Origin of the sequence: Cyanobacterium sp. Dongsha4 (genome assembly GCF_036345015.1) — a bacterium.
Classification (GTDB): Bacteria; Cyanobacteriota; Cyanobacteriia; order Cyanobacteriales; family Cyanobacteriaceae; genus PCC-10605.
Genome location: NZ_CP084098.1, coordinates 4,151,761 through 4,166,782, shown reverse-complemented (window position 1 = coordinate 4,166,782; position 15,022 = coordinate 4,151,761). Strand labels below are relative to the sequence as shown.

Sequence of the window (15,022 nt, the reverse complement as noted above, 5' to 3'; positions counted from 1 at the left end):
TTTGGAACTCGTACATTATTCCCACACTTGACCACCAAGTACACCCAAAATGGGTAAAATGCTTATTATGTAATTGATTAGCTACTCTTCAGTGACGAATTCATCGCTGTCAGTAAAGAATATTTGACAAGGGACGTTTAGCCCCTTAATTTCAGAAAAAACAAGATAAGAGGATGTTAAAGATGCAAAAAGTAATTCCCGCGCACCGTGTCACTAGTCCACAATATAGTCATTTTATTTTCTGGACTGTCATTCCCTGTTTAGCAACTATCACCGCATTCTGTTTAACAATTATTTATCCAATTTCAGGATTAGAATTAGGCGTATGGTTAGGAATGTGGATTTTGACTGGCGGATTAGGTATCTCCGTCGGCTTTCACCGCCATTTTACCCATCGAGCCTTTGATGCAAAACCTTGGTTGCAGGTGCTCATGGCAGTTGCTGGTTCGATGGCAGGACAAAGTTCATTAATTTATTGGGTATGTATTCATCGCAGACACCACGAACTAAGTGATAAGTCTGGAGATCCCCATTCCCCAACATCAAATGTTGCCAATCGATGGAGTCAGTTGCGCAGTTTCTGGCATGGTCATTTCAATTGGGTTGTCTGTCACGACGTCCCCATTCCTTCAGTCTATGCCAAAGACTTACTCCGAAACCCAACCTTAAAAGTGATTAACCGTACTTACCCTCTCTGGATGCTTCTAGGATTACTTCTGCCAGGTCTTTTCGTCGGTTTAATAGAAGGCTCATACTTAGGTTTCATCAATGGTGTTCTTTGGGGAGGCTTTGTCCGTATCTTTATTGGTAATCAAATCATTTGGAGTATTAACTCCGTTTGTCACACTTTCGGTAATCAAGATTATAATACTGGAGACAATAGCCGAAACAACTTTTGGTTGGCGATCCCCGCTTTTGGTGAAGGCTGGCATAATAATCATCATGCCTTCCAATACTCTGCTAAGTTTGGAATAAAACCTTGGCAACTTGATAGTGGCTATGCTGCAATTTGGCTAATGGAAAAGTTGGGTTGGGTTTACAATGTTAAGCAACCAACCTAGACAAGCCTATCTAATGGAGTTGTAAAAGGTGAGCAAATCGTCTCAATTACTTGCTAAGGTAAAAATTGTCCTCGCTGAGTCAAAACCACAAATAGCATAATAAATAGTATCGTAAGGTATGCAAAAATTAATAAGATTATAGGAATTTTTTATTTCTATATATATTACTTTGGAGATGTTTATTAAAATTTGTTACATCTTGTCCAGTTTTACTGGATATTTTGGGTATGTTCGCAAGAATGGGAGTCAGTCACCCAAGAAAAACTTACCACTAGCTTAAATATTAATCGAATAATTCTTTTGTGGATAAACTGGATGGGTATATTAAGGTGAAAAAATCAAGTCTAAATCAGAAGATTAGATTAATTCGGCATCGTAACCCGATGCAAGCATTGGGTGCTGCTTCGCTGTTTTTGTCTCAAGAGCCGCCTTTTTCTAACTATCCTTTCGGGATGTGGGTGGACACGCTTAAAGGGCAAATTTTACGCAATCATTATTTTTTCAGTGTTCTTGAGGAGCAAATTGTTGGCTATCAGGCTTGGGCTTTAACATCCCACGAAGTTGCTCAAATCTGGATTGAAAATAGCCGCTTACTTACCTACGAAGAATGTTTAGCGGGGCCCTGCGTCATTGTCATGGCAAACCGAGCCCTGTCGAGTAACGTTCTTAGACATCAAGTCAAAGTTACACGAGCGTTGCATTCTCAGTCCGAAGTGGTTTACTGGAAACGTCAAACGGCGGAAGGTGTTAGCTTAGTCAGCTATAAGCTACAGTTGCCCGGGGTTTACCGTCCGAAGACAGATTTTCAGATTGAAATTTTAGGCGATAACTAGCTTCATGTGCTAGAATTCCCACAACTTACAAAATAACTATTGCTATTGTAAACAAATATAAAGACTCAACTATAAATATTGATTATGTCAGACTTATCCAACTTGAAAATAACTTCTACTTTTGATGTTGATTTTATAACCACAGTAGAAAGGTCTTTAAGAACGGAGAAATCTTTGGTTATCATCGATAGTCAGATTGTCGATCCTCAAGTAATTATTGACGAGCTTGATAACACTACAGAGATTTATGTCTTAGATGCCCAAGTTGATAGTTTGACTCAAATTAGTGCTATTTTGGCAAAATACAAAGGTTTAGAAGCGTTGCATTTATTCTCTCATGGTTCTGTGGGAGAAATTCAGTTGGGAAACAAAGTACTGTCAGAATCCTCATTGGATTCCCATGCTCAAATTCTTGCCCAATGGGGAGAATCTTTTGCGGAAAATGGCGATATTTTACTTTATGGCTGTAACGTTGCTGCGGAAGCTGATCAAGCCTTTATTCAACGTTTTGCAGAACTAACGGGGACTGATGTTGCTGCATCGAATAATTTGACTGGTAATGCCGGTAAGGCAACATCCTTGGTTGCTGAGAATGTGACTGCTGATTGGCAACTCGAAGAGTCCACTGGTTTGATTGAGACAGAGGCTTTAAGCCTAAGGAATTATTCTCGTTTGTTGAATGGGACACCCACATCTCTGGTAGTTAACACCAATATTGATGTCACTGATGGAAATGTTCTCGATGGAAGCATATCACTGCGCGATGCGATCCAAGAAATTGCTGACAATGGGACTATCACCTTTGATGAGTCGATTTTCACAGGTGCAACAACCATTACTCTTGATGCAGATCTAGGGCATCTGCTTCTCGATAAAAATGTAACTATTGATGGCGATCTCAACGACGATGGTAGCCCTGATGTCATTATTGATGGGACTAGTGCCACTCGTCTCTTTTTTGTGGGGGCACTTGAGGGAACTCAGCGTTCTCAAGTTACCCTCGAAGGCCTTCAGTTAACGGGGGGTACTGCCAAGGGAGGTGATGGTGGTAAAAATGGCGGTGGTGGCGGAATGGGAGGCGGCGGCGCAATCTTCGTCAACCATAACGGGGATTTAACCCTCAAAGATGTCACTTTTGCAGACTATTCCGCAATCGGAGGTGATGGTGGTGCAGGAGCCAGCGGCAGTGTCGGAGGCGGTGGTGGTGGTGGCATGGGCGGTGACGGTGCTAACGGGGATGATAATGTAGACGGTGAGGATCATGGTGGTGGCGGCGGCGGGTTGCTGGGTACTGATGATGGTCAGACAGCTACATTAGATGTAGGTACTGACTTGCTGCAGTCGGGAGCCGCAGGTGGTGGTCAGTCAACCACCACAATTACAGTTAATAATACTGAAGTAACTGTTCCTTTTTTAGTAAGTACAGATCACCAGCCCATTGAAGTTGATGCCAGTGGTTTTCTGATTCTTGACGGGCAGTTAACTACAATTCAACTGCAAATCGCTTTGCGTCCTGACTATGGTGTGTCGGCAAATACTACTCGTCCGTTAGTTAAAGTTTCCCAGAATGGCACGGATATTTTCATAGATAGTATGGGAATTGACATCAATGGCGATCGCCGCCTCATTGATGTCAACGGTGATCCTGTTCGGGATGCCAATGGAGATTTTATTGGACTTGTGGTTGCCTTTGGTGGCGGAACGGGAGGCGGAGATAATGGAGGTGTTAGTACCCCATTTGCGGGTTTAAATGACCCTGTTGCTGGAACTTTTGTCACTGGCCAGACAGGTAATCCTGGTGGTGACTTTGGAGGCGGTGGCGGCGGGACCGATGATGGTCAAGGGTTTAGCGGACCTGATGGTAATTCTTGGTCTAATCGCATCAAAGGCGGTGGTGATGGTGGTGATGGTGGTTTTGGCGGCGGCGGTGGCGGCGGTGGCAACGCCGACGGTAAATTTAGCAGTGGTCAGGGTGGCGACGGTGGCATGGGCGGCTATGGCGGTGGTGGCGGTGGCGGTGGTGTTTACCGTCAGGGAGGTGAATGGACTGCTAATCCCACTACAGGGGGCGAAGGCGGTCTCGGCGGCGGTGATGGCGCTGGCGGGGGGAATGTGTTAGCCCAATCTTTAAAAGGCGGTGGCGGTGGTGGTGGTGCTGGATTAGGCGGTGCGATTTTTGTCCGGGAAAATGGAACGCTTACCATTGATGATAGTGCATCTGCTACCCGTGATTTGGGGACTAATGGTAGTGTTACAGGGGGTCTTGGTGGCACGGACGATGCTGGGGATGGAGAAGCGGCAGGAGAATTCTTATATATTCAAGGTAATAATACGCTGAACCTAAATGTTGGCGAGAATGCGACACGGACTCTTTCGGCAACCACTAGTGCTTCAGGCTCGATTACCGATGAATCTGGTTTAACCGATGGTACAGGTAAAGGTAGCCTCAAAAAAATGGGGGCAGGTATTCTTAACATTACAGATTTGGAGATCGCAGGTGAACTCAACATCAGTGAAGGTAATTTATCAGCAACTGGACGTACTGGAACTTTGTCCGTTGATAGTAACGGAACATTAAACATTGATTTGTCCAATAGCTTTGAGGCACTTCAGGTCACTGGTGACAAATTTTTGGGAAATGTAACCAAAGCAATTCCCGTTCAAGGTGCCTATACCAGTTTTTTAGGTATTGAGTTCGCCATCAGTGCAGGGGATACCCTTACTTTTACCTACAACGGAACGGAATATACGGCAACTATATCTAATAATCTTATAAATGATAACGATGACACCATATTGGTATTGCAGAATGATATTGATGCCGCAGAAGACTCTAACGGAGACTTACTAGGTGGGGGTAAGATTATCGTCCACTCCATTGGACGGGATATAGTTTTACAAGTGGATGATACCAATGGCGATGCCGCGACAGATACCTTGCTCGGAGGACAGTTTACCGATAACGATGGCTCTTTCAACATCTCTGCGTCCTCAAACATAGCCGCCTACGCTGGTCGGAGTTCTTTTGTCACCTTAACTGATGTGCAAGGTGCGGTTAGCCAAGGAGATACGCTTTTCTTTAAATACAACGACACGGACTACACCGCAACTATTGGCAGTATCCCAGTTAATCCCTCTGAAGCAGATTTGCTAACGGTAATTAATACAGCGATTAGTGAAGCTGATAATGGTGGTGCTTTAGGCGCTGATAAAGTCATCGCTTCATTTGATGGAAATGATCTTATCCTAACCTCTGCTCAAGTTACCGATACTCTGATCAATGTCGTTTTTGAGGATGTTGATGGATTTGACATCACTCTAGCAGGCAATCTCGATATCACATTAGCTAGTGGATTTACACCTAGCCTTAATGACACCTTTACCATTGTTGATAATGCACCGGGGAACTTAATTTCTGGTACTTTTGCTGGCAAGCTCGAAGGTTCAACCTTTAATGTCGGTAACTTGGGGATGAAGATTACCTATGCTGGAGGAACTGATGGGAATGACATAGTTTTAACTGTTGTTCCAGCGGTTATTGGTCCTGCCGCTCCCAGCACCCCAGATTTATTAGCGGCCTCTGATACGGGGAGTTCTAACACAGATAATATCACCTCAGATAACACGCCTTCCTTTAGCGGTACTGGCGAAAACGGGGCAACCGTCACGCTATTTGCTGACGCTAATAATAACGATGTTGTTGATAATGATGAAACCATAGGAAGTGGTATCGTTACTAACGGAAGTTGGAGTATCACTACCAGTAGTAACCTCGTTGATGGTACTTACTCAGTCAAAGCTATTCAAACCGATACAAATAACAATTCCTCTGACGCATCTAGCCCTGTGTCTGTGACGGTTGACACGACTGCCCCTGCGTCCCCAAGCACCCCAGATTTATTAGCTAGTTCCGACACAGGAGCGTCTAATACTGACAACATTACCAATGATACAACTCCTACTTTTACTGGAACTGCTGAAGCGAATAGTACGGTTACTCTATTTAGTAGTGTTGACGGGAATATTGGCACGACAAACGCTGACGGTTCTGGGAACTGGACGATAACAGCCAGTTCTTCCCTTACCGTAGGGAACCATAATATTACCGCCACTGCGACTGACGTTGCTGGAAATATTAGCGTACCTTCGAGTGCATTACCGATTACCATCAGTACAGTTCCGACTGTTACTCTGTCATCAAGTGGCTCTCCATTGGCAGAAAACGGTGGTGTCGCTACGGTGACGGTGACGCTATCAAATGTAGCGATCGACCCCGTAACTGTCAACTTAGGTTTCACGGGAACGGCAACGGGAGGTGGAACAGATTATACGGCTAGTGGAACGCAAATCGTGATTCCGGTGGGTTCAACAACGGGAAACATCACCGTTACAGGGAATGATGATCTTTTAGATGAAGTAAATGAAACTGTTATAGTTGATATTACTGGCGTGACCAACGGTACGGAAAACGGAACACAGCAGCAAACCCTTACCATTACCGACGATGATCCTGCACCCACAATCTCCATCAACGATGTCACCGTCAATGAAGGGGACATTGCGACTTTTACCGTCACTCTTTCCGCTCCAAGTGGACAAGTTGTAAGTGTCAACTACGCAACGGCAGACAATACAGCCACAGCAAGTAATGACTACACTTCTAAGGTAGGAACACTATCTTTTGCACGTGGAGATACCACTAAAATGGTGACGGTTAGCACGACAGAAGATGTCTTAGATGAAGTAAATGAAACCTTTTTTGTCAACTTAAGCGGTGCAATAAATGCGACAATCGCCGACAATCAAGGCGTAGGAACTATTAACGACGATGATCAACCCCCCCTCGATCCAAATGCCACAATCATCAATATTATGAATAACCTTATTAGTGTTGACTCGAAGGGAAATAACTATACCTTAACTGGTACTAGAAATAACGTGATGGGCGATCGCACCGCTCCCAATGACATTGACGCATCAAACTTGAGTACAGGTAAGTTATTAATAAATTTAGCTAGTCTCAGTAGCACTATTCGCATTGATGACGGCTCAAATGGTAGCTTTGACAGAACCATCGGAACGAGATACTTCTATACAGGTACTGTTAGTGGCGGTGACGGTGATGACACTCTTCTCGGACAAAGTGGTGATAACACCCTAATCGGTGGCGGAGGTAATGACTCCATAGATGGTGACAGAGGCGATGATTCTCTTACTGGTGGCATTGGTGATGACATCCTGATTGGTGGTATTGGCAATGATTCTCTTGAAGGTGGTGATGATGATGACACCCTTACTGGTGGCAGTGGTAATGATAGCCTCACTGGTGATGCAGGTAATGACAACCTTAACGGTGGTAGTGGCAACGATACCCTAATCGGTGGTGACGGAAATGATACCCTCACTGGTGGTTTGGGTGCAGATACCCTCACTGGGGGTAATGGAAATGATACTTTTATTTATAACAATTTAAACGAGTCTAGTTTGACTTATGGTATTGATACCATCACCGACTTCGCCAATGCCACTGATACTTTATCTCTACCTCGTGGGATAAGAACTATTACTTGGAATGATGGCAATTCTCCTGTGGCAATCTCTGCATTAACAACCACTGCAATGACGAGTTTATTCAGAAGCCAAAGAGTAGGAGTAAACGACTATATTTTCTTCACCGTTACAGGTGATTCTAATACTTATCTTGCCATCAATGGTGGCTCATCGTCTTTCTCTAGCTCTCTTGATGCCATTATTGCTTTTAATAATCCCAACTTTTCTTAGGTGATTTCTAATAACAAATATGAAGAATATATCCCTCTTTTGTCAGTTTCCGATTTTAACTATTATTAAATATTTTCAAACCCCTTGGTAACGAAGGATTAAAGTATGTTACAGAGTAAAATTTACTAATTTTAAAGTTTTGATTGATGTTATAGTATTAAATATTCTATCGATCAATTGATATACAATAGTTCCAGAATCTATAAATTGCAATTGTTTACGGAGTTTGACAAAAGAGGGATAAAAAGAAAAAATGGAAAATTATCAACTTTTAATAGATCTTCATAAAAATGCCCATAGACAAGGTCCCGGAGGTGATGCCGAATCAAAAAAAGCACTTGATTTAGGAATGCTAGATAAATCCCAACCTTTGAAGATTGCCGATATAGGCTGTGGCACAGGAGCTTCTACTCTATTATTGGCGAATCTTTTAGATGCTCAAATAACGGCGGTGGATTTTCTTCAAGACTTTCTCGACATACTTAACACTAGGGCAAAAAATTCTGGATTAGCAGAAAAAATAAGTACTCTTTGTTGTTCCATGGAAAATTTACCCTTTGAAGACGAAGAATATGACGTTATTTGGTCAGAGGGTGCAATATATAATATGGGCTTTGAAAAAGGAGTAATAGACTGGAATCGTTATTTAAAAGTAGGTGGGCTATTAGTAGTTTCAGAAATTACTTGGATTAGTAATTCTCGCCCTTCAGAAATTGAGCAATATTGGGAAAAAGAATATCCAGAAATAGATGTGTCATCTTCCAAGATTAAGATATTAGAGAAAAACGGTTATTCTCCCATTGGTTACTTTACTTTACCAGAGCATTGCTGGTTAGATAATTACTATCAACCTATACAGAGTAACTTTCAAGATTTTCTTGTGCGAAATGGTAATAGTGAAGAGGCAAGAGCAATAGTTGAAGCTGAAAATCAGGAGATAGAATTATACAAGAAATATAAAAATTATTATAGCTATGGTGTATATATTGCTAAAAAGTTACATTTACCATAGTAACTTAGCAAAGTATTGATTATATATAATTAATCCAACTATTTCAGCAGAACCTAATTAATGATAAACTGGGATGATTAATCTTTACATTTATTAATAATGGCACGAATTAACGATAATTATTTAAAGTTAAAAGCTGGTTATCTTTTTCCTGAAATTGCTAGACGGGTTAACGCTTTTGCACAGGCAAATCCCGACGCTAAAATTATTAAACTGGGCATTGGTGACGTTACTGAACCTTTACCCCAAGCCTGTCGTAGTGCGATGGTGAAAGCGGTGGAAGATATGGGCGATCGCGCTAATTTCAAAGGTTATGGACCTGAACAAGGATACCTATGGTTAAGAGAGGCGATCGCAACTAATGATTTTCAAGCTAGAGGGTGTGATATATCCCCCGATGAAATCTTTATCTCTGACGGTTCTAAGTGCGATACAGGCAACATCTTAGACATTTTTGGCAAAGATAACAAAATTGCCGTTACAGACCCCGTATATCCCGTTTACGTTGATACAAATGTCATGGCAGGTCATACAGGAGAAGCCAACGAGAGAGGAGAATATCAAGGCTTAGTTTACCTCCCCATTAGTGCTGAAAATGATTTTACCGCCGAATTACCCAACGAGGCAGTAGATTTAATCTATCTTTGTTTCCCTAACAATCCCACTGGTGCAACAGCTACCAAAGAGTATTTACAAAAATGGGTGGACTATGCCAAGGCAAACGATTCTATTATTTTATTCGATGCCGCTTATGAAGCCTTTATTACCGATCCTACTTTACCTCATTCTATTTATGAAATCGAAGGGGCAAAAGAATGTGCGATCGAATTTCGCTCTTTTTCCAAAAATGCAGGATTTACAGGAACTCGTTGCGCTTTAACCGTCGTACCCAAAACCCTTAAAGGAAAAGCGAATGATGGCAGTGAAGTAGAGTTATGGAAACTCTGGAATCGTCGCCAATCCACAAAATTTAACGGTGTATCTTATATCGTACAAAGAGGAGCAGAAGCAGTATATTCTCCCGAAGGAAAAGCACAAATTAAAGAATTAGTCAACTTTTACCTCGAAAATGCTAAAATTATCCGAGAAGAACTCACTAAAGCTGGTTTAACCGTTTATGGTGGTGTTAATGCACCTTATGTATGGGTAAAAACCCCCGATGGTTTATCTAGTTGGGACTTTTTCGACAAACTCTTACATAATGATAATGTAGTTGGCACTCCGGGATCTGGTTTTGGCGCCGCAGGGGAGGGTTATTTCCGTCTTAGTGCTTTCAACAGTCGTGAAAACGTCATCGAAGCCATGAGAAGAATTAACAGTAAATAATATAATAGTTAGGGTATTGGGGTGTTGGGGGGAAGTTTTTTTTAATCTTAACTCCGAACTCCGAACTCCGAACTCAAATTATTCCCCTTTACCTAATTAACTCCTAACTAAAAATTCCTTACTATGCTTAGGTTATTCAATCAGCTTAATTGTCGAACCAATCTGCGATCGCTGCTTGTGTTTCCTTTTGTGTGTCAAATACTGATCGTTTTAGGAGTAGTTAGCTATTTATCTTATCGTAGTTCTCAAAAAGCCCTGCAAGAAATAACCCATAATCTGCAACAAGAAATCATATTACGTATTGAGAGTAATATAAATGGGTATTTAGAAGAAGGAAATCACCTCAATCAAGTAAATAATAATAATATTATTTTTAATCCTTCATTAATTAATGATTTACAAGAATTAGGACGGTTTTTTGTTTATCAATATCGTTGGAATAACACCGCTAATATTATCGGATTTGCTCGTCAAGATGGCAGTTATGTAGAAGTTTCTCGGCAACCATCAGGAGACTTTCACCTAACTATTTTAGAACAAAAAGAGGAGCGATCGAATCAATTATCTACATATTTGATTAATGCTAGAGGAGATATTTTAAAAACTATCAATGTCGAAGAGAATAGTAATTTTGACCCTCGTGAAAGTTCATGGTATCAAGAAACAGTTAATAATAATCCAAGTGGTTGGCAGAATATTTATCAAACCAAATTAAGCAATCAATTAGTTATTGCCAGTAGTCGGGTTATATATAATTCAGACCAAGAATTTGTCGGTGTTTTAACCAATAATATTCGTTTGGGAGAGCTAAGTTTATTTTTAAATCAATTAGAAGTAGGTAAAACAGGGGCGGCTTTTATTCTTGATAGAAAAGGAAGACTAATTGCAGACTCTATTAAATTTTCTCAAGGCACATTAGAAGAAGAAGAAAGATTTTTATTTACCCCTGCCACTACTAATAATAATCCTTATATTCGCAATATAGCAGAATATTTAAAGAGAAAAAATTTATTCTCTAAATCATTAGAAAATAGTTTAGTTGTAGATATAGCGATTAATCAAGAAAAAACATTAATAGATGTCATTCCGTTTAGTAATAAAGAAGGTATTGATTGGCTTATTGTTTTAGTTATTCCTGAATCAGATTTCACAGGATTTATTAGAGCAAATACCCGTGTTAGTTTAAGTTTATCTATCTTAGCTATCATCATTGCAACCATAAGCGGTTTAATCACTTCCAAAGTAATTATTCAACCAATTATTAACCTAAAAAATGCTTCTCAAAAAATATCCCAAGGCAAATTTAATCAAAAAATTCCCTCTCAAGGAATACAAGAATTAGACTCTTTAGCACAATATTTTAACCATATGAGTGAGATGTTAGAGTCTATTTTCAATAACCTCAATAAATCTCTACAAGATGTTTCTAATCTAAAGTACGCCATAGATCAATCTGCTATTGTTACTATAACAGACCCAGAAGGAATTATTATTTATAGTAATGATAAATTAGTTGAAATATCGGGTTATTCTTACGAAGAATTAATAGGAGCAAAAACTACTAAATTAAAATCAGGTTGTCATAGTCAAGAGTTTTATCATCAATTATGGGCAACTATTTCTCAAGGAAAAGTTTGGAGAGGAGAAATAAAAAATAAAACTAAAAATAATCGTTTTTACTGGGTAGATACAACTATAGTTCCGTTGACTGATGAAAAGGGAAACATCCTACAATACTTGTCTATTCAAACTGAAATTACAGAAAGGAAAAAATTAGAAAAAAACTTAGAGCAAATAGTACAAATTAGAACTCACGAACTTGCCCAAGCTAATGAAGAAATTACCTTATTAAATCAACGATTATGCTCAGAAAATTTGCAACTAACAGGCAAACTAAAATTACTCCATCAAATGCAACAATTAATTCTACCAAAAAAAGAAGAATTAGAAAAAATACATTGCTTAGATATTGCTGGTTATAGTGAACCCACTGACGAATTAGGAGGAGATTATTACGATATTTTAGCAGATGATAATAGTATAACTATTGGCATAGGGGATGTAACTGGTCATGGTTTAGAAAGTGGCATTTTAATGGTAATGACTCAGGCGGCAATATGCACTTTAAAACATTTAGGAGATACTAACCCTATTGACTTTTTAGACATATTAAATAGAGCGATTTTTTTTAATGTTCGCAGGATGAAATCAGAAAAAAATTTATCATTAGCTATTATTAATTATTGTCAGGGAGAAGTTTGTATCACTGGACAACATGAGGAAATAATTATTGTGAGAAATCATGGAGAAATAGAGTTAATAGATACGATTGATTTAGGTTTACCTATCGGTATTGATGAGGATATAAAAGAGTTTATAAATTATCACAAAATTACTTTAGATAAGGGAGATGGTATAGTGCTTTATACTGATGGTATCACTGAAGCAAGGGATGTTAATAAAAATCAATATGGTATTGAGCGTCTATGTCAGGTTGTGAGTGAAAATTGGAGTTTAAATTGTGAGCAAATAAGAGATATTATTATTGATGATGTAAAAAGGTTTATTGGTTTGCAAAAAATCGAAGATGACCTTACTCTATTACTATTAAAACAACGGTAAACAAATTGAGAATGGAGAAAACAGAAGTCAGGAGTAGCAAAAAAGGAGAAAATTATCACTTAAAACCTAATTAATATTTCATAATACTAATTGACAAAATGCAAACACTGGATAACTTGACTCTGAATAATGAGGCACTGTCTTCACAACCATTGCGCATTATTGCTATTGGAGATAGTTTGGTATATGGTTATGGGGATAAAGAAGGGGGAGGTTGGGTAGAAAGATTGCGTCGTCACTGGATGAATAGTCCTCAAGATCATGTATTATATAACTTGGGTATAAGAGGCGATCGCACTTCTCAAGTGAAAAAAAGATTAAGCCTAGAATTTAGCTACCGAGGAGAAATCAGAAATAAATATCCCGATCTAATAATTATATCTGTCGGAGTGAACGATACTCCCCGTTTAGGACACAATCAAGGACGAAACCAAACCAGTTATGAGCAGTTTAGTGAACAGATAAATAGCTTGTTAGATCAAGCCCAAGAATTAGCCCCTGTCATGTTTGTCGGCATGATTCCCGTAGATGAGGACAAAATGCCCTTTCTCGACTGTTTTTACTTCAATCTTAGAGACCAATATCACTATAAAGAAATAACGAAACAAGCCTGTCAACTAAGAAATATACCCTACCTTGATACCTTCGATTTATGGATGAGTCGAGGAGAAAACTGGCGTAAATCTCAAATGTTACCCGATGGTTTACATCCAAATGTTAAGGGCTATGAAACTCTTTACCAAGAAATACAACAATGGCAACCAATTTTTTCCTGAGTCTTCATGCACATGAAATATTGAGGGTTGAACATATTTCAACCCCTACAACCTAAAAGCTATCTAAATTCGATATTCTTGCTTAACAACGGAAGTAATTAAATCGATTTATTGACTATTTCCATCCTGCACGATCCATAATTTTCACCGCATTAGCCAAATTAGGACCATATTTAGCCACACTGGTAACATCAGACTTGAAACTGCCAAAACTAGCCAATACAGGATCTAACGCAATGCCTTCAACAACAGGATATTCATTATTTCCTTGAGCGAAAAATCTTTGGGCGCTAGGACTAACTAAATATTCTAAGAATCTTACAGCACCAGCTCTGTTAGGGGCGTTTTTAAGTACCCCACCACCACTGATATTGGCATGGGCACCTCTACCTTTTTGATTTGGGAAGAAAACCCCTACTTTATTGAAAATAGCTTTTTTCTGGGGATCGTTGGATGCTCCATAAGCCGCTAAATAGTAAGTATTGGCTACTGCTAAATCTGCAATTCCTGCCGCCACTGCTTCAATCTGATCGCGATCGCCTCCTTGGGGGGGACGAGCCATATTAGCTACAATTCCTCGACACCACTCTTCCGTTTTTTGTTGCCCATTAATAGCAATTAACCAAGCAACTAAAGATTGATTATAAATATTACTAGAGGAGCGAATAGCAATTTTTTTACGCCATTTAGAATTAGCTAAATCCTCATAAGTAGATAACTGACTAGGATTAACTTTGCTCTTGTTGTACATAATTACCCTAATACGCTTACTAAAACCAAACCAATTATTATTAGGATCTCGAAAATAAGAAGGTATTTTTTGAGTTAAAACCGAAGAAGATACAGGACTAAAAACCCCTGCTTGTTGTGCCTGCCATAAATTACCCGCATCAGCAGTCAAGAATATATCGGCTTTGGAGTTTCTGCCCTCACTTCTAATTCTTTCTAAGAGTTGTTCTGCTTTTCCCTCTACTAAGTTAACTTTAATACCTGTTTGTTTTTCAAAATCAGTGTAGAGTCTTTTGTCTGTGTTGTAGTGACGAGAAGAATAAAGGTTAATTTGTTTTGCTTGAGCAGAGGAACTTTTAATTCCAGTTAATTCACCTAGTGCTATCGCTCCAATAGTGGCACTTGTGCCTAAAAAAACTCTTCTGGTAATTTTACTCATTTTCTACTTTTGTATATTTTTATACTTTAAATTTTTTGCTAACTGAAAATCTATTTTAACAGTATTGCAAATTAATGGCACTAAGTTTTTAATATTAAATTTCTGTTGACGCAACTAACTCAACCTGAGTTCAGAATAAATTTTCATCTATGAGTGTCATCAGCACGAGTCAACCGAGCAGAAGATCTCTTCAAAATCATTTAGTTTTATAGCAAATTAAATACGATCATCTTTTTGTAAAGGAGTTTGAGATGCGACCGGGTTTTAATTATCTATCAAATCTTTAATCATTTTTATTTTCTCTCTCTTTTCTCTAAAAGTTTTGTCTTTGTTGATTTCCTTATTATTGAAAAAAACCAGAAACCTACCTTTATCAGATATTCTTAAATTGAGATGAAATTAATACATATTTTCGTTACAGTTTGATCGTCTCTTTATCAAAA

The 15,022-nt window shown here is 39.2% G+C and carries 8 protein-coding genes; 7 read left to right on the top strand and 1 reads right to left on the bottom strand.

The annotated features are described in order from the left end of the window. Positions 1 to 182: 182 nt before the first annotated feature. From Dongsha4_RS18280 to Dongsha4_RS18250, 7 genes are all read left to right on the top strand, one after another. A complete protein-coding gene (locus Dongsha4_RS18280) occupies positions 183 to 1,061 on the top strand; it encodes an acyl-CoA desaturase (RefSeq protein WP_330203700.1) in 879 nt (292 codons plus the stop codon). 452 nt (positions 1,062 to 1,513) lie between these two features. Beyond that, positions 1,514 to 1,894, top strand: a complete 381-nt coding sequence (locus Dongsha4_RS18275) for a hypothetical protein (protein ID WP_330203699.1) — start codon at positions 1,514 to 1,516, stop codon at positions 1,892 to 1,894. 84 nt (positions 1,895 to 1,978) lie between these two features. Next, positions 1,979 to 7,675, top strand: a complete 5,697-nt coding sequence (locus Dongsha4_RS18270; protein ID WP_330203698.1) for a DUF4347 domain-containing protein — start codon at positions 1,979 to 1,981, stop codon at positions 7,673 to 7,675. Between the two features lie 253 nt (positions 7,676 to 7,928). Next, entirely contained in the window at positions 7,929 to 8,687 is a 759-nt protein-coding gene (locus Dongsha4_RS18265) for a class I SAM-dependent methyltransferase (RefSeq protein ID WP_330203697.1), read from the top strand. A gap of 99 nt (positions 8,688 to 8,786) precedes the next feature. Continuing rightward, a complete protein-coding gene (locus tag Dongsha4_RS18260; RefSeq protein WP_330203696.1) occupies positions 8,787 to 10,013 on the top strand; it encodes an LL-diaminopimelate aminotransferase in 1,227 nt (408 codons plus the stop codon). A 189-nt stretch (positions 10,014 to 10,202) separates the two neighbouring features. Next, entirely contained in the window at positions 10,203 to 12,635 is a 2,433-nt protein-coding gene (locus Dongsha4_RS18255) for a SpoIIE family protein phosphatase (RefSeq protein WP_330203695.1), read from the top strand. 98 nt (positions 12,636 to 12,733) lie between these two features. Next, positions 12,734 to 13,411, top strand: a complete 678-nt coding sequence (locus tag Dongsha4_RS18250) for a GDSL-type esterase/lipase family protein (protein ID WP_330203694.1) — start codon at positions 12,734 to 12,736, stop codon at positions 13,409 to 13,411. Positions 13,412 to 13,526: 115 nt separating this feature from the next. Here the strand turns inward: Dongsha4_RS18250 and Dongsha4_RS18245 are convergent, their stop codons facing one another. Then, positions 13,527 to 14,579 (bottom strand): Fe(3+) ABC transporter substrate-binding protein, encoded by a 1,053-nt coding sequence (locus Dongsha4_RS18245; RefSeq protein WP_330203693.1) that lies wholly within the window; start codon positions 14,577 to 14,579, stop codon positions 13,527 to 13,529. Between the last annotated feature and the right edge of the window lie 443 nt (positions 14,580 to 15,022).

Coding starts and splice junctions, on each gene's coding strand:
- Dongsha4_RS18280 (WP_330203700.1), top strand. CDS start 183: ATGCAAAAAGTAATTCCCGCGCACCGTGTCACTAGTCCACAATATAGT.
- Dongsha4_RS18250 (WP_330203694.1), top strand. CDS start 12,734: ATGCAAACACTGGATAACTTGACTCTGAATAATGAGGCACTGTCTTCA.
- Dongsha4_RS18265 (WP_330203697.1), top strand. CDS start 7,929: ATGGAAAATTATCAACTTTTAATAGATCTTCATAAAAATGCCCATAGA.
- Dongsha4_RS18245 (WP_330203693.1), bottom strand. CDS start 14,579: ATGAGTAAAATTACCAGAAGAGTTTTTTTAGGCACAAGTGCCACTATT.
- Dongsha4_RS18270 (WP_330203698.1), top strand. CDS start 1,979: ATGTCAGACTTATCCAACTTGAAAATAACTTCTACTTTTGATGTTGAT.
- Dongsha4_RS18260 (WP_330203696.1), top strand. CDS start 8,787: ATGGCACGAATTAACGATAATTATTTAAAGTTAAAAGCTGGTTATCTT.
- Dongsha4_RS18275 (WP_330203699.1), top strand. CDS start 1,514: ATGTGGGTGGACACGCTTAAAGGGCAAATTTTACGCAATCATTATTTT.